This is a genomic window from Microbulbifer sp. ABE4_465 (assembly GCF_056160765.1).
Map to the genome: position 1 here is coordinate 100,281 of NZ_JBSWXV010000001.1, position 17,973 is coordinate 118,253.

Here is a 17,973-nt window from a genome sequence, read left to right on the forward strand (position 1 = left end):
TGTGTAGTTCGAAAATTCGTTATGCTTCAATTTCATCGCTGAAAATGAAGTAGCACTATGGCCTTTGAGGTTCTGAAAGACCGCAACTACGCGCTGTACCTGGGCGGGAATACCGTCTCCTGGATTGGTACCTGGATGCAGCGCACGGCCATCGGCTGGCTGTCGTGGGAGCTGACGGAATCCTCAAGCTGGGTGGGCTTTATTGTGCTTGCCCAGTACCTGCCTCTGGTATTTATTGCGCCGCTGTTCGGTGTGCTGATTGATCGCATGGATCGCCGCCGCTACGCCATCGCCTGCCTGCTGGTACAGATCCTGTTCAATACCGGGCTCTTTGTTACCCACGCCCTGGGTTTTCTCACGATTCACGCGCTGCTCGCCTGTTGCATATTGCTGGGTATTGGCAACGCCGCCTACCAGCCCATCCGGCTGACTCTGATTCACGATATCGCCCTGCGGGAATTCCTGACCCAGGCCATCAGCCTCAATGCGGTGGTGTTCAATGTCACCCGCGTGGTGGGGCCGGCACTGGGTGGCATTTCCATCAGTACCATCGGTGTTGGCGGTACTTTTCTGATCAATACCCTGACTTTTCTCGGGAGTTTATTTTCATTGCTGGTGGTGCAGATCCGCCCCACCGCGCGCAGTAGTACGGGCGGTGGAGTCCTTTTCCAGTTGTTGGAAGGCCTGCGCTACATCCAAAGCGTGCCGAAGTTTCTTGAGCTGTTTGTGCTCTCGGTGGCCATTGCCGCCTTTGGTCGCGGTGTTCTGGAGCTGTTGCCGGCGTTCGCCGGTGGTGTCTTCGAGCGCGGCAGCAGCGGGCTCGCGACATTGATGGCGGTGGCCGGTGCCGGCGGCATTGTGGCTGGGGTACTGTTGTCCGGAACGACCAAGCGCAGCACCCTGGTGACTTTCATTTCTGTGGGCTGTGCACTGCAGGGACTGTTTGTGGCACTGCTTGGTTTCTCCAGTCTGTTTTTGCTGGCCGCACTCAGCATTTTTGGCATCGCCGCCATGTCTACCCTTGCCAGTATTGGCATGCAGGCAGCACTGCAGGCGGATCTCGATAGCGCATTTCGCGGTCGTGTGGTCAGTATCTGGGGGGTGATAACCGTGGCGGGCCCGGCACTGGGAGCGTCGATCCTCGGTGCACTGGCGCAGGTAACCGGACTCCCGGCAGTCGCAATAATTAGTGGCGTGTTGTGCACACTGATCTGCTTTGGCGTAATGTGGCGCAGCCGCTTCTTCCCCCTTGGCGGCCGCGGCCTGAAGCGCACATCTGCTGCGCCTTGACTCTAGGAAAGGGCGCCACCGTGTCCGTCGAGACAAGGCACAACAGCTGCACGCTTCAGACCACGTCAGGGGTATTTCGGTAGCCTGCTAAACACTTATATTTTTGAATGGAGAGCCCCGTGCGTACTGCCGCCCCCGCAATTGCCCTTATTCCCGGTTTTATGCTGGATGAAACACTGTGGGATGAATTTCGGGATTATCTGCCCCGAGACTGGAGTGTTCATACCGCATCCCTCGGTGACGGGCCAACCATTCGCGATATGGCGGCCGACATTGCCGACCGCTTGCCACAGCGATTTGTCCTGATTGGTTTCTCTCTCGGTGGCTATATCGCAAGACAACTGGCCGCGGATTTTCCGGAGCGGGTGGAAGCGCTGGTGCTAGTTGCCAGCTCCCTGCGTGACGACACCGCGCAGCAGAGGAAAACGAAAATGCAGGCGGTGCAAACGCTAAACCCGGAGCGATTCCGGGGACTGAGCAACAGCACCATCGCCCATTCGCTGCACCCGGATAATGCTGCAGACAAGACTTTGATTGCGACGATCAAGGAAATGAGTCGCCGCTTGGGCTACCAGGCGCTGGCGACGCAATCCGCTTTGGATCGCTCTCAGGTTCCGGCGTCAGCAATTGATTGTCCGACACTGGTGATCGCCAGCGCAAACGATGCCCTGCGATCACTGGAAGAAGCAGAAGAGCTGGCGGCAGCCATTTCCAACGCCGAACTTCAGCTGATTGGAGAGTGCGGCCATATGATTCCGCTGGAGCAGCCACGGGCGTTAGCGGAATCCATCCGGCGCTGGCTGGATCAGCACAGATAACGAATTAGTTTTAGTGTGCTGCGGGCTTTCCTGTAGACCGGCTGCTGAACAGCCCGGTCAAAATGGAAATCAACGCACTGATCCCCAGTAGCCAGCAGTAGTGAATACTGCCCGCCAGTGCCAGCGGCGAGACTTTTGCCAGAGACGATGCCAGCAGTATCTGTGCACCGTAGGGTAACAATCCCTGCACGGTGCAGGAATAAATATCCAGCAGGCTGGCGCTGCGACGGAGATCCACGCCGTAGCGGTTGGCCATCTCTTTTGCGAGCTGGCCGGTTAACAAAATAGCGACGGTATTGTTGGCGGTGCAGACGTTGGTCAATGCCACCGCGGTACTGATGCCCAGCTCGCCGGTTTTGCGCCCGGGTTTACCGCGGCTGCAAAGTTGACTGACTCGGTCGATTTGTCGGCCCAGCCAGGCCAGTCCGCCACCGGTATGCATCAGGGCGCCGAGTCCGCCGATCATCAGCGACAGAATCAGAATCTCCTGCATACCGGTATAGCCCGCGTAAATATCCTTGGACAGAGCCGCGATGGAATAGTCCGGCTGCAGTCCCAGCCCAATGGCGCCCGCCAGCAGAATCCCGATAAACAGAACCAGCAGTACATTCACGCCGCTGACTGCCAGCACCAGCACCACGATATAGGGCAGCACCCGAATCAATTCATAGTCCCCCGGTGCCGTGACCTGCGCGGTCGTGCCGGAGAAGTACAGCCAGATCAATGCAACCACCGCGGCGGGCAGGGCGATCAGCAGATTCATGCGGAATTTATCCCGCATTTTTACGCCCTGGGTGCGGGTGGCAGCGATGGTGGTGTCGGAAATAATCGACAGGTTGTCACCGAACATGGCCCCGCCCACCACGGTGCCGATGGTAAGCAGCATCGGCAATTCCGTCGCATCGCTGAGGCCGACTGCGATAGGAGCGATGGCAGCGATGGTGCCCATGGAGGTGCCCATGGCCGTCGCCACGAAAGCAGTGATCAGAAACAACCCGGGCAGAACCAGCGTGGGTGGAATGACACTCAAGCCAAAATTCACCGTGGCATCCACACCGCCAACGGCCTTGGCCACACTGGCAAACGCGCCGGCGAGCAGGTAGATCAGCACCATGGTGATAATGGTCGGGTCACCAACACCCTGGATAAAGGTATCGATACGTCGGCTCAGGGAGCCGTGGGCGAGCAGGATAGCCAGGGCAATGGCCGGCAGAATCGCCACCGGTGCGGATACCTGATAGAAGGCCATCTCAATGCCCTGGGACTGATACCAGAGGCCGGCCCCAACAAACAGCGTGAGGAACAGAAGTAGCGGCAGCAGGGCAAGTGCCGATGGGGTGGGGGACAAAGTGTTAGGGGAGGCCGGCGCCTGCTCCACGGATTGATATGTCATTGATACCGCTTTGACAGCTGGATTTGGTGGGGGCGATCGAAAGGGTGCGGATTCTAAACAGTATAGAGGCCTCGGGCTAGGAACTTACCGCCTTCGGCTGGTCACAATTCGTTATATAGGAAAACTGGAATCCGGTACGGATCTTGTCTTTACAGAATTTTACGATTTTGTGGGCCGCTACGCTTTGAAGTCGTTAATGAGATCGATTATCATTTTGAGTTTGCGATAACTTCTTGCAGAACCCTCGATATACGCGCCCCATCACGGGAGTGCTATCGGGGCAGATTTACAAAACTTCGTATAAAAATCGGGCAGTTTCGGGGGCGAAACCATAGTGGCTATTTCTTTTGGGTCGGTGCGGCAGTGGCACTGGATCAGTTCCGCTGTCTGTTTGGTGGGTATGCTGCTGTTCGCTATCACCGGGATCACCCTGAACCACGCCGCTGAAATTCCCGCGACGCCAAAAATCGTTAGCCATGAAGGCCAGGTGCCTGATGCGCTATTGCAGGAATTGAGCGCGCTGAACGCCGAGGACGGTGAGAAGCTGCCCTTGCCGGTGTCCCTGAAAAAGTGGCTGGCATCGGAATACCAGATTCATGTGCCGCGCACGCGTGCCGGCGAATGGGACAGTGGCGAGCTTTATCTCGCCATGCCACGGCCCGGAGGTGACGCCTGGCTCTCAATGGATATCGAGAGCGGTGAGCTGATGTACGAAAGCACCGACCGCGGCTGGATTGCCTATTTCAACGATTTACATAAAGGGAGAGATACCGGCACCGCCTGGCGCTGGTACCTGGATATTTTCGCGGTTGCCTGCGTGGTGTTTTGCCTGACGGGGTTCTGGTTGCTGTGGCAGCAGTCTTCCCGACGAGTTTCTACCTGGCCGATTACGGCATTGGGGGTATTGATCCCCCTGGTAATTGCACTGGTTTTTATTCACTGACGGTTAATTTGGAAAAATCATGGAAAGAAAGTTGTTTGAAAGAGCGCTGATTAAAAGAACGTTATTTAAACGCCTGAGCGGCATCGAGGCCTTCGGAGCATTGTTCCTGGCCATGGGCGCACAAGCGCAAAGCCTGCAGGTAAGCATTGAAATTCCGCGTCTGAACGTGGCGGAATACCACAAGCCGTACGTGGCGGTTTGGCTGGAAGATGAATCCCGCAGCGCAACCCAGATTGCCGTGTGGTACGACCTGGAAATGCGCAATAACGAAGGCGAGAAATGGCTGAAGGATCTGCGCCAGTGGTGGCGCCGCGGCGGCCGCGCGCTGGATGTCCCTGTTGACGGTATTACCTCCGCAACCTACGGCCCCGGCGAGCACGCACTGGAAGTGGCCATTGCCGAGAGCGATCTCGCCAAACTGGCACCGGGCAAATACCGCTTGCGGGTTGAGGCAGCCCGTGAAGTGGGCGGTCGCGAGCTGGTGGAAATCCCGCTGACCTGGCCGTTGGAAAAATCCAGCCTGCCACTCTCGGCCAAAGGCAGTGAAGAACTGGGTAACGTGCGTGTTGTGCTGTTGCCCTAATGCTCCGGATGTTTTGAGCGAAACCTACTCCGAATAGTTAAGACTGAATCTTTAAAGACTGAAAAGGACATACACATGAAAAAGAATTTCACAGGCGTACTGATCGCAGGCCTGATGGCCGCCGGCGTTGCCATGCAGGCTGAAGCGCACCGTGTATGGATTCTGCCGAGCAGCACCGTGCTGTCTGGTGATGATCCCTATGTGACTTTCGATGCGGCCGTTTCCAACACCATTTTCTTCCCGGATCACGTAGCGATGGGTGTTGATGCCGTTACCGCGACCGCACCGAACGGTGAAAAAGTGGCTCTGGAAAATGCCGCCAAAGGCAAATACCGCTCCACCTTTGACGTGCAACTGAAGGAAGAGGGTACCTATAAGATCGGCCTCGCTTCTTCCGGCCTGCGCGCCTTCTGGAAAGATGCGGAAGGCAAACGCAAAATGTGGCCGGGCCGCGGTCAGCAGGCCAACGACGCCGAGTTCGAAACCGCTGTGCCGAAGGATGCGAAGGACCTGCGTGTCACTCAGAGCTCGCGCCGTATCGAAACCTTTGTCACTGCCGGTGCGCCCACCAACGACGTACTGCAGCCGGAAGGTGTTGGCCTGGAGCTGGTACCCGTTACCCACCCCAACGACCTCTACGCCGGCGAAGCGGCGAGCTTCAAGCTGCTGATCGATGGTGAGCCGGCAAAAGGTGCCGAAGTGGTACTGATCCCCGGTGGCAGCCGTTACCGCGATACCCAGGAGGAAATCAAAGTACAGGCGGATGCCAAGGGGCTGTTTAATGTGACCTGGCCGAACGCCGGTCAGTATTTTATGGAAGCGGAATACGAAGACGCGAAAGCCAATGCACCGGCGACCGTGCGCAGCGGCTCTTACTCCGCGACCTTTGAAGTCCTGCCGCTGTAAAGCAGCGGTAGAAAGAGCGGTAAAAAGAGCGAAAGATATAGAGGTGATGGGAGCCAGCCAGTGACCGAAACTCAGCGCATCGCACTTGCCTTTGGCTGCACACTGCTCTGGCTCCTGTGGGTTGTATTTCTGTATGTGCAGCACCGCCGCGCATTACATAGCACTCGTCGTCAGCAGCAGTCGCAAGCAGACGGCGGTGTTTTGATTGCGTACGCCAGTCAAAGTGGCACCGCCGCCACCCTGGCGCGCCAGAGTGCGGACCACCTGAGCGCATCGCAACCGGTGACCGTACTGCCGCTCAGTCAGGTTTCTTCAGAAACCCTGCAAACCGCGCGCAAGGCGCTGTTTGTGGTGGCCACCTATGGTGAAGGGGAGGCGCCGGACAACGGCCAGCGCTTTGCCCGAACATTCCTGGCAAAAGGCAACCTGGCCGGTGGTGGGGCGGCACTGGACCTCTCCCACCTCTCTTATTCCGTTGTCGCCCTGGGTGACAGCACCTACGAGCGCTTCTGTGCCTTCGGACAATTGATGTTTGATGGCATGGCGAAGCTGGGGGCAAAAGCCCTGGAACCGTTACATAAAGTCGACAGTGCCCTCGATGACACCAGCGGTGTTGCCAGCGCCATGCCTGCCTGGTTCCGCCAGTCATCCGCCACCGAGTCCGCCGCGATTGAGCCGGTTCAAAAGCCGGTTATCTGGTGGCGTCTGGCCGAACGTGTATTGCTGAATTCCGGCAGTCCCGGTGCCCCCCTGTTTGAACTGACCCTGCGTGCCGTTAGCGACTGGCCCAAATGGCGTGCCGGTGATGTTTTTGAACTGCAGCCACGCCAGCCTCGCGCGGTGGTGGCGGACTGGCTTGCCCAGCAGCAGCTGGATGCCAATGAATGGATCGTGGTTGGCGGGCGTGGCCAGACACTGCAGGCCTGGCTGCGCGAGCGCGCGCTGCCGGATGGGAGTTTTAATCGGGAAAAATTGCTGTGCGGCGATTTCTCCGAGTTTCCGCTGTTGCCGATGCGGGAGTATTCCGTTGCTTCGGGTCACTCCGAAAAAGTCCTCAAGCTGATCGTGCGTCAACAGTCCGATGTCAGTGGCAACCTCGGTTTGGGGTCCGGCTGGCTGACGGAGTTTTGTGAGTCTGGGGAGCTTTTCGGCGGGCGTTTGCGGGAAAACAGCAATTGCCACACTCCGGATCACAGTCGCCCACTACTGTTGATCGGCGCCGGCAGCGGTCTCGCCGGACTGCGTGCGCAACTAGCAGAGCGAGCCGCACAAGCGCGCTCTTCGTCCTCGCAGGGAAGTATTGGCCCGGTGTGGATGGTGTTTGGCGAGCGCTGCCCGGATGCGGATCGCCCGCTAGCCCGCGAGGTGGAGACCTGGCTGAAGCAGGGCACGCTTGCCCGTTGTGATCGAATTTTCTCCCGCGCTGACACCGATGGCCCCGGTTATGTGCAGGATTTCCTAGCTCAGCAATCGCCAGAATTGCGTGGATTTATTTCCCGCGATGCGGATATTTATATCTGCGGAAACCGCAGCGGCATGGGCGAGGGCGTGGATGGTGTTCTGCGGCAACTGCTGGGCGACGACGAAGTGGAATCGCTCCTCGACAGCGGTCGCTACCGCCGGGATCTGTACTGAGTTCGGTATTTCCAGTAGGGTTCAGTGAAATCAATAACGGCCACTCTCAAGGCCATTTGAAAGGGAGTCGGGTATGTGTGACGAGCTGAACACCAAAGATGCAGAGGCCTATTTTCTGCAACACGGACTCGGCAAAGGGGTAAGCCGCCGCGGATTTGGGCGCCTGGGTATTGGTGCTGGCCTGCTGGCCATGTTGCCATGGTCCGTCTCTGCCGAGAGCAGCGTAAAAGTCAGCGAAAACCGAGTCACTGTGCCGACACCGGATGGCGAGGCCGACTGCTATTTCGTACACCCCACCGAAGGCCGCCATCCGGCGGTCATCCTGTGGCCAGATATTTTCGGTATGCGCCCAGCTTTCCGCGAGATGGGCAAGCGCCTGGCGCAGTCCGGTTACTCGGTGCTGGTGGTGAATCCCTATTACCGCACCATGAAAGGCCAGTTAGTACCGGACGATGCGAAAATCATCGGCCCGGAACTGCGCAAAGAAATCTTCCCCAAAGGTCGCGAGCTGGCCGGCACGCTTTCCCCCGAGACCTGCGTTACCGACGGCAAGGCGTTTATCGCCTGGATGGACAAGCAACCGTCGGTCGATCCGGCGAAAAAAGCCGGCACCGCGGGCTACTGCATGACCGGCTCCTACACCTTCCGCCTGGCTGCCGCCATGCCGGATCGCTTCGGCGCCGGGGCTTCCTTTCACGGCGGTCGCCTGGTGACGGATGCTCCCGACAGCCCGCATCGCCTGATCCCGGAAATCAAAGCCGGGTTCCTCGTGGCCATTGCCGAAAACGACGATGAGCGCCAGCCGGAAGCGAAAGACGAATTGCGCAAAGCCTTTATAGCGGCAGATGTCGATGCCACGGTGGAAGTCTACGCGGGCGCCATGCACGGCTGGTGCCCACCGGATTCCATGGCCTACAACCAGGCCCAGGCGGAGCGCGCCTGGGAAGAAATGCTCGGCTTATTCGCCAAGCGTCTAGTCTAGTTTGGGTTAAGTAACCCCTGGAGGCTGAAAAGTGATGCGGCAATGCATAAATTGTTTCGTGGTAGTTTCGGTATTGTTTAGCGCGATGGCCTGGGCGGAAAAGCCCGATGCTGCGCCATTTGCCATCGCCATCCACGGCGGCGCCGGTACCATTGAAAAATCCTCCATGACTCCGGAGAAGGAACGGGCCTACCGCAGTAAACTCGAGGAAGCCATCAATGCCGGCTACGGAGTACTGGAAAAAGGTGGCTCCAGCCTGGATGCGGTGGTCGCCGCCATCAATATTCTCGAAGACTCCCCCCTGTTTAACGCCGGTAAGGGCGCTGTCTACACCTACGACGGCACCCACGAACTGGACGCCTCCATCATGGATGGCCGCGATCGACAGGCCGGCGCTGTGGCCGGGGTTAAGCATATTGCCAACCCGATCAACCTGGCGCGGATGGTGATGGAGGATTCCCCCTTTGTGATGTTGGCTGGGCAGGGCGCCGAGGATTTTGCCAAGAGCCGCGGCGTGCCCATGGTCGACAACAAAACCTTCGATACCGAACAGCGCCGACAGCAGCTGGAGCGGGCCAAAGAAAAGCTGGATAAGGAAAACAAGCAGGACAAGGATTATCGGGCCGCGGTCGAAGCCCTGCCAGAACCTTACCGCATGGGCACCGTAGGCGCAGTCGCCCTGGACAAGGAGGGCAATCTCGCCGCAGGCACCTCCACTGGCGGCATGACCGCCAAACGCTACGGCCGTATCGGCGACTCCCCGGTGATCGGTGCCGGCACCTTTGCCGACAACAAATCCTGCGCAGTCTCCGCCACCGGCCACGGGGAATATTTTATCCGCTACAACGTCGCCGCAGATATCTGTACCCGGGTGGAATACCAGAACAAGTCCGTGGCCCAGGCTGCAGACGAGGTGATCAACGATATTCTGCTGCCGGTAGGCGGTACGGGCGGGGTGATTGTACTGGATGGGAAAGGCAACATCGCGCTGACCTTCAATACCAAGGGGATGTATCGGGCCAGTCGGGTGGCGGGTCAGGACCCGGTCATCGGAATATTCGAAAAAGACTGAACGCGAGAACTGGCGCCCCCGGCAGGACTCGAACCTGCAGTCCGGACTTAGGAGGTCCGTGGTTTATCCTGTTAACCGACGGGGGCGTTTGTTTTGGTGTGCCAAGCCTGGATACTGAGAGTGTCCGGCTGGAAGGGTGGCCATTCTAGCGGCTGTTGGCGGTTCTGTCATGGCGCTCGCCTGATGCCTCTGCCGGTCTTTGGCGAGGAGAAGCCATCCCCTGGATTTGTGGTGATACCTCGGATCAATTTTGCTCGGCAGTTATACTGTCACCTAGCGTAACGCTTTTCCCAAATAGAGTTACCTCACTGCTCCCTTTTCGGCCGTTTCCGAACTCTGTGAAAACTGCGGAAAAATTTCGCAAATTGGTAACAATTTGCCGTTATTTTGGCGCCAGCTACCCAGGGGAGAGGATCGCTCTTCTCACGGCTTTGGGTATCGCCAGGATGGCTGGTGTAACCCGAGGAAAAACCTTGCTGAGTAGCTAAAAAGTTGCTTGACCGGAAAAGCCGGAGCTGGCTAATCTGCGATTGCACAACAAAAACAGACAAAGAGTTTCTGCCCTGGCAGATCGAGATTGTGGAGTTTTCTATGAGCGGCAACGTTATCGAAAATGACATGGATTTTGATGGATCTGATTCCTCTCTTGAAGAGAGTCTGCTCTATACCCCAGAGAGTCCCCGTGACGCACGTCGGCTGGTGGAAGACCGGCTGGAAGAAATGCGTCTGCGAAGGGAGTTGATGGACTACCAGTACGACTTCTGATCGGGATCGGAATCTCAGGCCAAAACCTCGCACCGGGATCTTCCCGGAATAGATGATCATCCCTGCTTCGCTGCATGGTGCATGAATTGAGCAGGAACCGCCAAAGGGTGCCATTGGCACCCTTTGGCTTTTCTGGAGGCAGGGCACTTGAAACGCGCAGGTGGCCGCGCCTGTCTGGCGTTGTGTGTCGGATATGTGCGACTCAGGTATGAGTCGACTCGTTCGCAACCAGTTTGCACGCTCTGCGGCGGGGTGTATATTGGCGGCAACAGGTTCTGCAACAGTCAGGATGCAGCAGGATATAGGGCGTTCAAATGGTGATTTCCGAAAGGTTCGAGAGCCGTGTGAGCTCGGAAGTTTCCGAAGGTGGCGAGGAGCTGGTGATTCGTATCACCGGGAGCTTCGACTTCAATATTCACCGGGATTTTCAGCGGGCCTATCGCAATGCGATCCCCGTACCCAAGGTCTTTCTGGTGGACCTGGCGGCCACAGATCATCTCGATAGCGCCGCCCTCGGTATGTTGCTGCTCTTGCGTGACTACTGTGTAGAGGCCGGTCGAGACGGGGAACAGCCCACGGTTGAGCTGATGAACGCCAACGCTCACGTTGCCCACATTCTTACCGTTTCCAACTTTGACCGTATATTCAGCATCCGCTGAATGCCGCACTTCTGTCATGCCCGCCTTCCGCATACTCATCATCGAAAGCGACCAGCAAGAAACGGGTGAGCTGCGGCAATTGATCCAGCACTGGGAGTATCGAAGCTCGGCCGGGTGTGTGGTGCCGGCCTCAACGTTGTGTGTGTCCGGTGCCGAAGCGGCCCTGCGTGCGTATGATGAATTTGTCCCCCATCTTCTGATTTTTGGGCCAAATGCGGCACGGGCGACGGAAGCGGAAGCCGTGCGCCAGTTGCGCCAGTGTATGGGGGTGGAACCTGTACCAATTCTGGCGGTGCAGGGGATGCAGGATTCGGATTCCGGCATTGTCAATCTGGCGGATTGCGACGATGTTCTCACCAAGCCCTACAGTTCCCGCCTGGTACAGTTAAAACTTGCTTCCATCCGCCGGTTCTGCGAGTTCAGCCGCTCGCTGATGGCCCAGCGCGACCGTCTGCGCCGGCACCATGCGGACTTCTTGCAAGAGCAGGCCAATGCCCGGGAAATTTTTGGCAACCTGGGTAATGAGAGTTGTCTCGACGACACCCCGGCCATCCGCTACCACCTTTCCCCCCGCGCCGTACTGAACGGGGATTTACTGGCAGCCACTTACGCCCCGGACGGCAAGCTGGTGTTGATGCTGGGCGATTTTGCCGGGCATGGTCTTGCCGCCGCGGTGGGTGCGGTACCGCTCACCTCGATCTTCTATTCGATGATTCCCCGAGGTTTCTCGTTTGGCCGAGTCGCCAAGGAAATCAATCGCAAGCTGTACGATATTCTGCCTCGCCAGATGTTCTGCTGCCTGGTGATGCTGGAGTTTGATCCGCGGCGCCAACACCTGCGTCTGCTCAATGCCGGTATGCCGAGCCCCTGCCTCAAGCGCGCCAATGGGAGCTTGCAGTTACTGGAGTCCCGGCATCTGCCTCTCGGGGTCCTCTCCTCAGATCAGATCAATTCGGCGATCGTAAATATTCGGGTGCTCCCGGGAGACCGGTTGTTCCTGTGGAGCGATGGTATTCATGAGGCGCGCAATGGTAAAGGCGAGCACTTTGGGGAGTCGCGCTTGCTGGCACTGCTGCGAGACAGGGGGCCCTCTGTTGGTGACTCCTACCCGCAGGCTCAGGTATTCGAGCGGATTCTTGTGGCCGTCAACGCCCATGCCGCGGAGCAGCACGACGACCTTTCCCTGGTGGAACTGGACCTTTCTGACCCGAAACTGCGCCGTAGCGGGTGTCCGGCTCAGGAGGCGTCCGGCGATCGCAAGGGAGGCCGAATCGGTGACTGGTCAATTCAGTTTCGGCTGTCTGAGAGTGAACTGCGCGAGACCGATCCGTTGCCGCACTTACTGAGTGTTTTGGGACAAATGCCCGGTGCCGCCCGCTTTCAGGAAGATCTGGCCATTGCGCTGGGGGAGCTGTTTCGCAATGCCCTAGAGCACGGTGTGCTGGAACTGGATTCCTCCATTAAGGGTGCAGACGATGGCTTTGTCCGTTACTACGACCTTATGGCGGAACGGAGAAGCCAGCTGAGTGCCGGGTGGGTGAGTATTTCGCTGTGTTGCCGTGAATGGGAAGGCGGCGGTCAATTGACACTGGTAGTCGAGGACAGCGGGCGCGGCTTTCCCGAGGTGCGGGAGTCGGGCTCCATCTATTCGGGTCGAGGCCTGGATCTGTTACACACCGTATGCTCCAAAGTCCGCTATTCCGCAGGAAGCAGCAGGGTGGAAGCGATCCTGCCTTGGGGGGAGGGTTGTACCTCTGCCCCTGGTGAAGATGAAGACATCGAATCGCAACACAATGCCATGCAAACCCCGCCAGTACCGGTATAATTGCGCTCAGTTTTTCATCAACGCCGGTGCTAAATGACCCTAATTGCCCATGAATCCACGCTTGCCGCTGGCAGCGAACTCCTGTCTGTACAGGGGTTGTGCTGTGAGCGCGATGGTCGGCAATTGTTTGAAGGCTTGAGTTTTTCAGTGAATAGCGGTGCTGCGGTGCAGGTGGAAGGGGCTAATGGGGCTGGCAAGAGCACCCTGTTTCGCACTTTGATCGGCAGTGCCTCGGACTTCAGTGGCGATATTCGCTGGCGGGGGAAGGCATTTCCCGCCGGGTTATCTGCGATGCGTGCTGAGCTGCTGTATATCGGTCACCACGCTGGCGTTCGCGGGGGGCTCACGCCTCTGGAGAATCTCGCCTGGTATGGTGCCGCTGAGAGCGAGGCCTATGATGCGCTCGAAGCGGTAGGTCTGTACGGGTTTGAGGACCTGATGTGTCAGCAGCTCTCCGCAGGACAGAATCGCCGCGTGGCGCTGGCTCGTCTGTACCTGCCCAATTCGGCTCGCTTGTGGATCCTGGATGAGCCACTGGCAGCGCTGGATGTGGCTGGTGTCGAAAGCCTAGAGTCCCAAATGCTCAGGCACCTGGAAGCTGGCGGCAGCCTGCTGTTGACGTCTCACCAACCGGTCGATATCCGGCCGATGACCAGGATCAATTTGGCGGACTTTCAGCCCCGTCACAGCGATTTTTTCGACGAAGATTCTCTGTCGGCAGGTGCAGGGAGTGCCGGGGTGCGCAATGACTGAGGCTTCAGTAATGCCTGTGCGCGGCACAATCGATGAGCTGGCAACGTCCAGACTACCGGGCTTTTTCACCCTGTTTCGCACCGAATTCAAACTCGCGGTGCGGCGCCGTTCGGATATCGTCAATCCGCTGCTGTTCTTCGTTACTGTGCTGGCGATGATGCCACTGGGAATCGGCCCTGAGCCCGAGATGCTGGCCCGTATGGCACCCGGGCTGATCTGGGTGATGGCGCTGCTGGCGACACTGTTGTCCCAGGAGTCGCTGTTTCGCAACGACTATGAAGACGGGTCTCTTGAGCAGCTGGCATTGCAGCCCCAGCCACTCTATTTCGCGGTGGTGTCCAAAGTCCTGGTGCACTGGCTGGTGACCGGGCTGCCCCTGGCACTCTTGTCTCCGTTACTGGGAATGATGTTGAACCTGGAGCAGGCGGGATATTGGCCGCTGGTTATATCCCTGGCGCTGGGTACCGCGAGCCTGAGCCTGATCGGTGCAGTTGGTGCGGCGTTGACCGTTGCCCTGCGGCGCCCGGGTTTGCTGTTGGCGCTGATCATTATGCCACTGTATGTGCCCGTGTTAATCTTCGGCACTGGAACGGTGCAGGCGGCGCTGGATGGGTACGGTTTTGGGCCGCAATTAGCGATCCTTGGCGCCATCTTGGCAGCATCTGCGGCTCTTGCGCCTCTGGCGTCCGCGGGAGCCATCCGAATCAGTCTCGAAAACTGACCTTTCCCCAACAGTTTCCATAAGCGGTGCGGGAATTGGTTGAGAGAAGGGCATAGGAGTACGTATTTTGTCCTGGCAATGGTTTCACAGATTGGGCTCGCCCCGCTGGTTCTATCAAAAGTCCAGTGCCTGGCTTCCCTGGCTTGGCGCGGCAGCGCTGGTGCTGCTTTCTATTGGTATTGTCTGGGGACTCGGCTTTGCGCCGCAGGACTCCAAGCAGGGTAATAGTTACCGCATTATTTATATTCACGTCCCCGCGGCTTTTCTCGCCCTGGCGGGCTATTACATCATGGCCATTTCCGGCGCGATCGGTCTGATCTGGAAGATGAAACTGTCTTTCGTGGTGATGCGGGCGGCGGCGCCGATCGGCGCAGCACTGACGTTTATTGCGCTCTTTACCGGTGCCGTCTGGGGCAAGCCGACCTGGGGTACTTACTGGGTATGGGATGCCCGTATCACCTCCATGTTGATCCTGTTCTTCCTGTACCTGGGTGTGATGGCTTTGTCCGGCGCCTTTAGCCGCGAGCAGTCTGGCGACAAGGCCAGCGCTTTGCTGGCACTGGTGGGCACGGTCAATATCCCGATCATCTACAAGTCCGTTGACTGGTGGTTCACCTTGCACCAGCCCGCCACCCTCAAACTGACCGAAGCGAGCACCATCGACCCGAGCATGTTCTATCCGCTGATTACCATGATTGCGGGCTTTTATCTGTTTTATGCCTGGGTTCTTACCTTGCACACCCGCACCATGATATTGCAGCGGGAAGGGCGCACCCAATGGGTTCGGGAATTGATGGGAGTGTCAGCTCCGGCCAGGGGCTGAGTGGTTAACGAGGATTCGAGCGATGGAATTTCAATTTGACAGCCTGGCCGGTTTTTTCCTGATGAATGGCCATGGCCCTTATGTGTGGGCATCATACGGGGTTGCGCTTCTGGTTCTGGTAACTCTGGCTGTCGTGCCACTGCAACGTCAAAGGGTGCTGCGCAAAGAGTTTGCTCGTCAGGTGCGTCAGGAAAATGCTCGCCGTCGCGCAACAAATGTGGCGCATGCGCCCCAGGCAGAGCCAGAGCTGGCTGACTGATGCCACCTGCTCCGCGGGAGTATTTCCGGCGGAGAGAACTAGTACAACGAATTGCGATTGAGAACAGGACAACCATGCACCCAGCCCGTAAACAGCGACTGATTCTGGTCGTTCTACTGGTGGCGCTCTCGAGCGTTGCAGTGGGATTCGTGACCTATGCCATGCGTGAAAACATGGATTATTTTTATGCGCCCAGCGCCTTTGCCGCTGGTGAAGTACCCTTTGAAAAGCGTATCCGCGCCGGTGGCTGTGTCGTTCCAGGCAGTATTGTACGGGACAGTAGCTCCCTGGATGTCCGCTTTGCAATCACCGATGGTGAGGCGGAGCTGGAAGTGGTGTTTGACAAAATTCTGCCGGATCTGTTTGCCGAGGGTGAGGCGGCGGTGGTCACTGGCAAGCTCCATCAGGACGGATATGTGCGTGCCGACCAGGTGCTTGCCAAGCACGATGAATCCTACACGCCGCCGGAAGTGGCCGAGACCATGGTGAACAAAGCGAGCTGCCAGGGAGATGCCAAAATATGAGTCCTGAACTCGGGCACTTTGCTCTGATCGTCGGCTTGCTGCTGTCGATCGCACTTTCGGTAGTTCCTATTCTTGGAACCTATACCGGCCGCGTGTTGTGGATGGATACCGCGCGCCCGCTGTCACTCGGCGTGCTCGCGTTTACCGCCCTGTCATTTGTGTGCCTGACGCTCGCATTTGTGAACAGTGATTTCTCGGTGGCCTATGTGGCGCAGAACTCCAATAGCATTCTGCCCATGGTGTACAAGGTAACTGCGGTTTGGGGTGGGCACGAGGGCTCGATTCTTCTGTGGTTGTTGATGCTGGCAGGTTGGACCGCTGCAGTTGCCGTATTCAGTAGACAGTTGCCAGACGTGCTGGTGGCGCGGGTACTGTCGGTTATGGGTATGCTGCTGATCGGCTTTTTCCTGTTTATCCTGCTCACGTCCAACCCGTTTGATCGCATCCTGCCGTTCCCGCCCGGTGATGGCAGTGACCTGAACCCCTTGCTGCAGGACCCGGGGATGATCATCCATCCGCCGCTTCTTTATATGGGGTACGTGGGGTTCTCGGTGGCTTTTGCGTTCGCCATTGCCGCGTTACTTGAAGGGCGCCTGGACAGTGCCTGGGCCCGCTGGGCGCGGCCTTGGACTGCCGTGGCGTGGGCATTCCTGACCCTGGGAATTGCGTTGGGTAGCTGGTGGGCGTATTACGAACTTGGCTGGGGTGGCTGGTGGTTCTGGGACCCGGTGGAGAATGCGTCGTTTATGCCCTGGCTTGTCGGTACTGCGCTGCTGCACTCGCTGGCGGTGACCGAAAAGCGTGGCCTTTTCCGCAGCTGGACCATCTTGCTTTCCATTTTTGCGTTCAGTCTTAGCCTGCTGGGTACCTTCCTGGTGCGCTCCGGCGTATTGACCTCGGTGCACGCATTTGCCACCGACCCACTGCGGGGCGGATTTATTCTCGCTTTCCTGGCGGTCGTGGTCGGCTTGTCCCTGCTGTTGTTTGCGCTGCGTGCCCCCACGGTGAGCGCGGGAAGTGTGTTTTCGTTCCGCTCGCGTGAAACCTTCCTGCTGGGTAACAATGTTTTGCTGGTCCTGATTATGGCCGTGGTACTGACCGGCACTCTGTACCCGCTGTTAGCCGATGCATTGAACTGGGGCAAGATCAGCGTGGGCCCGCCGTTCTTCAATATGTTTTTTGTTCCTCTGATGCTGGTGTTGTGTGTCCTTCTGGGAATGGGTATTCATGCCAACTGGAAAGACAGCCAGACGAAAAAGCTGTTGAAGTCCTGGGGCATGCCGGTCCTGGTTGCTGCTATCGGTGCTCCGTTGCTGACTTTGATGGCGGGTGACTTCCACTGGGGTGCGGTGTTGGGATTGTTTGCCGGACTTTGGGTAATTGCTTCCAGTGCGGCGGATATCCTGGCCAAGTCGCGCAATGCAGACAGTCTGATCGCGGGGCTCAGGCGCCAGCGCGCGAGTTATTACGGAATGCATCTCGGCCACATCGGTCTGGCGGTTTCGGTATTGGGTGTGGCGTTAACCACGGTGTACAGCGTGGAAAAAGACCTGCGCATGTCGCCCGGCCAGAGTGCTGTCATGTCTGGTTACGAGTTCACCTTCGAAGGTGTGCGACAGATTCGCGGTCCAAATTACCGGGCATCGGAAGGGGTGATACTGGTGCGTGATAACGGTCGCCAGGTGGCGGAGCTACTGCCGCAGAAGCGCAGCTATTTTTCCGGCGGAAATATCATGACCGAGGCCGCCATCGATACCAGTTTGTTCCGGGATCTCTATGTCGCGTTGGGTGATCCCATGGACAAAGACAATCTCGGTGGCGACTGGGCGGTGCGCCTGCAGTACAAGGCGTTCGTCATCTGGATCTGGTTGGGTTCTGCACTGATGGCCCTGGGCGGAGCAATCGCAGTGGCTGATAAGCGTTACCGCAAGGTGCGTGCGGCGCGCGCAAGTAAATCCGGTGCGAAGGCGGACGGCGGCGCGCTGGCCGGCGCCTGATTGGCAAACTGATTTTTGTTGAACG

18 protein-coding genes and 1 tRNA gene are annotated in these 17,973 nt (G+C 58.0%); 17 read left to right on the plus strand and 2 right to left on the minus strand.

Features of this window, described 5'->3' with window-relative positions; translation table 11 throughout:
* The first annotated feature begins 57 nt into the window (after positions 1-57).
* Together ACXAG1_RS00430 and ACXAG1_RS00435 are read left to right on the plus strand one after the other, a co-directional pair.
* Positions 58-1,290, plus strand: a complete 1,233-nt coding sequence (locus tag ACXAG1_RS00430; protein ID WP_475118607.1) for an MFS transporter — start codon at positions 58-60, stop codon at positions 1,288-1,290.
* 119 nt (positions 1,291-1,409) lie between these two features.
* Positions 1,410-2,108: an alpha/beta fold hydrolase gene (locus ACXAG1_RS00435; protein ID WP_475118608.1), complete on the plus strand. Its 699-nt coding sequence runs from the start codon at positions 1,410-1,412 to the stop codon at positions 2,106-2,108.
* Between the two features lie 10 nt (positions 2,109-2,118).
* Here the strand turns inward: ACXAG1_RS00435 and ACXAG1_RS00440 are convergent, their stop codons facing one another.
* On the minus strand, positions 2,119-3,501 hold the full coding sequence (locus ACXAG1_RS00440; RefSeq protein ID WP_475118609.1) for a Na+/H+ antiporter NhaC family protein: 1,383 nt from the start codon (positions 3,499-3,501) through the stop codon (positions 2,119-2,121).
* 334 nt (positions 3,502-3,835) lie between these two features.
* Between ACXAG1_RS00440 and ACXAG1_RS00445 the strand changes: the two genes are divergently transcribed.
* The 6 genes from ACXAG1_RS00445 to ACXAG1_RS00470 all read left to right on the plus strand — a co-directional run bounded on the left by ACXAG1_RS00445 (position 3,836) and on the right by ACXAG1_RS00470 (position 9,622).
* Positions 3,836-4,444, plus strand: a complete 609-nt coding sequence (locus tag ACXAG1_RS00445; RefSeq protein WP_475093379.1) for a PepSY-associated TM helix domain-containing protein — start codon at positions 3,836-3,838, stop codon at positions 4,442-4,444.
* 19 nt (positions 4,445-4,463) lie between these two features.
* A complete protein-coding gene (locus ACXAG1_RS00450) occupies positions 4,464-5,027 on the plus strand; it encodes a DUF2271 domain-containing protein (RefSeq protein WP_475118610.1) in 564 nt (187 codons plus the stop codon).
* Positions 5,028-5,102: 75 nt separating this feature from the next.
* Positions 5,103-5,933 carry a DUF4198 domain-containing protein gene (locus ACXAG1_RS00455; RefSeq protein ID WP_475118611.1) on the plus strand — a complete coding sequence of 277 codons (831 nt, stop codon included), beginning with the start codon at positions 5,103-5,105 and terminating at the stop codon, positions 5,931-5,933.
* Positions 5,934-5,993: 60 nt separating this feature from the next.
* The gene (locus tag ACXAG1_RS00460; protein WP_475118612.1) at positions 5,994-7,568 is read left to right on the plus strand and encodes an NADPH cytochrome P450 oxidoreductase family protein; all 1,575 of its coding nucleotides are present in this window, start codon (positions 5,994-5,996) and stop codon (positions 7,566-7,568) included.
* A 73-nt stretch (positions 7,569-7,641) separates the two neighbouring features.
* Positions 7,642-8,550: a dienelactone hydrolase family protein gene (locus ACXAG1_RS00465; RefSeq protein ID WP_475118613.1), complete on the plus strand. Its 909-nt coding sequence runs from the start codon at positions 7,642-7,644 to the stop codon at positions 8,548-8,550.
* 85 nt (positions 8,551-8,635) lie between these two features.
* A complete protein-coding gene (locus ACXAG1_RS00470) occupies positions 8,636-9,622 on the plus strand; it encodes an isoaspartyl peptidase/L-asparaginase family protein (protein ID WP_475093374.1) in 987 nt (328 codons plus the stop codon).
* Between the two features lie 10 nt (positions 9,623-9,632).
* Here ACXAG1_RS00470 and ACXAG1_RS00475 read toward each other — a convergent pair.
* Positions 9,633-9,708 (minus strand) — tRNA-Arg (locus tag ACXAG1_RS00475).
* 505 nt (positions 9,709-10,213) lie between these two features.
* Here ACXAG1_RS00475 and ACXAG1_RS00480 point away from each other — a divergent pair.
* The 9 genes from ACXAG1_RS00480 (at position 10,214) to ACXAG1_RS00520 (ending at position 17,948) form a co-directional block, all read left to right on the plus strand.
* A complete protein-coding gene (locus ACXAG1_RS00480; protein ID WP_475093373.1) occupies positions 10,214-10,387 on the plus strand; it encodes a PA3496 family putative envelope integrity protein in 174 nt (57 codons plus the stop codon).
* Between the two features lie 344 nt (positions 10,388-10,731).
* Entirely contained in the window at positions 10,732-11,046 is a 315-nt protein-coding gene (locus ACXAG1_RS00485; RefSeq protein WP_475093372.1) for an STAS domain-containing protein, read from the plus strand.
* Between the two features lie 16 nt (positions 11,047-11,062).
* Positions 11,063-12,871: an ATP-binding SpoIIE family protein phosphatase gene (locus tag ACXAG1_RS00490; protein WP_475118614.1), complete on the plus strand. Its 1,809-nt coding sequence runs from the start codon at positions 11,063-11,065 to the stop codon at positions 12,869-12,871.
* 33 nt (positions 12,872-12,904) lie between these two features.
* Positions 12,905-13,624 carry a cytochrome c biogenesis heme-transporting ATPase CcmA gene (ccmA, locus tag ACXAG1_RS00495; protein ID WP_475093370.1) on the plus strand — a complete coding sequence of 240 codons (720 nt, stop codon included), beginning with the start codon at positions 12,905-12,907 and terminating at the stop codon, positions 13,622-13,624.
* Complete coding sequence (gene ccmB / locus ACXAG1_RS00500; protein WP_475093369.1) at positions 13,617-14,345, plus strand: heme exporter protein CcmB; 729 nt, start codon at positions 13,617-13,619, stop codon at positions 14,343-14,345. The genes ccmA and ccmB overlap by 8 nt, the downstream gene beginning before the upstream one ends.
* Positions 14,346-14,412: 67 nt before the next feature.
* A complete protein-coding gene (locus tag ACXAG1_RS00505) occupies positions 14,413-15,168 on the plus strand; it encodes a heme ABC transporter permease (protein WP_475093368.1) in 756 nt (251 codons plus the stop codon).
* A gap of 22 nt (positions 15,169-15,190) precedes the next feature.
* Entirely contained in the window at positions 15,191-15,427 is a 237-nt protein-coding gene (gene ccmD / locus ACXAG1_RS00510; protein ID WP_475093367.1) for a heme exporter protein CcmD, read from the plus strand.
* 74 nt (positions 15,428-15,501) lie between these two features.
* Positions 15,502-15,951, plus strand: a complete 450-nt coding sequence (gene ccmE, locus ACXAG1_RS00515) for a cytochrome c maturation protein CcmE (protein ID WP_475093366.1) — start codon at positions 15,502-15,504, stop codon at positions 15,949-15,951.
* Positions 15,948-17,948 carry a heme lyase CcmF/NrfE family subunit gene (locus ACXAG1_RS00520; RefSeq protein ID WP_475093365.1) on the plus strand — a complete coding sequence of 667 codons (2,001 nt, stop codon included), beginning with the start codon at positions 15,948-15,950 and terminating at the stop codon, positions 17,946-17,948. Before ccmE ends, ACXAG1_RS00520 begins: the two co-directional genes overlap by 4 nt.
* The last annotated feature ends 25 nt before the right edge of the window (positions 17,949-17,973 follow it).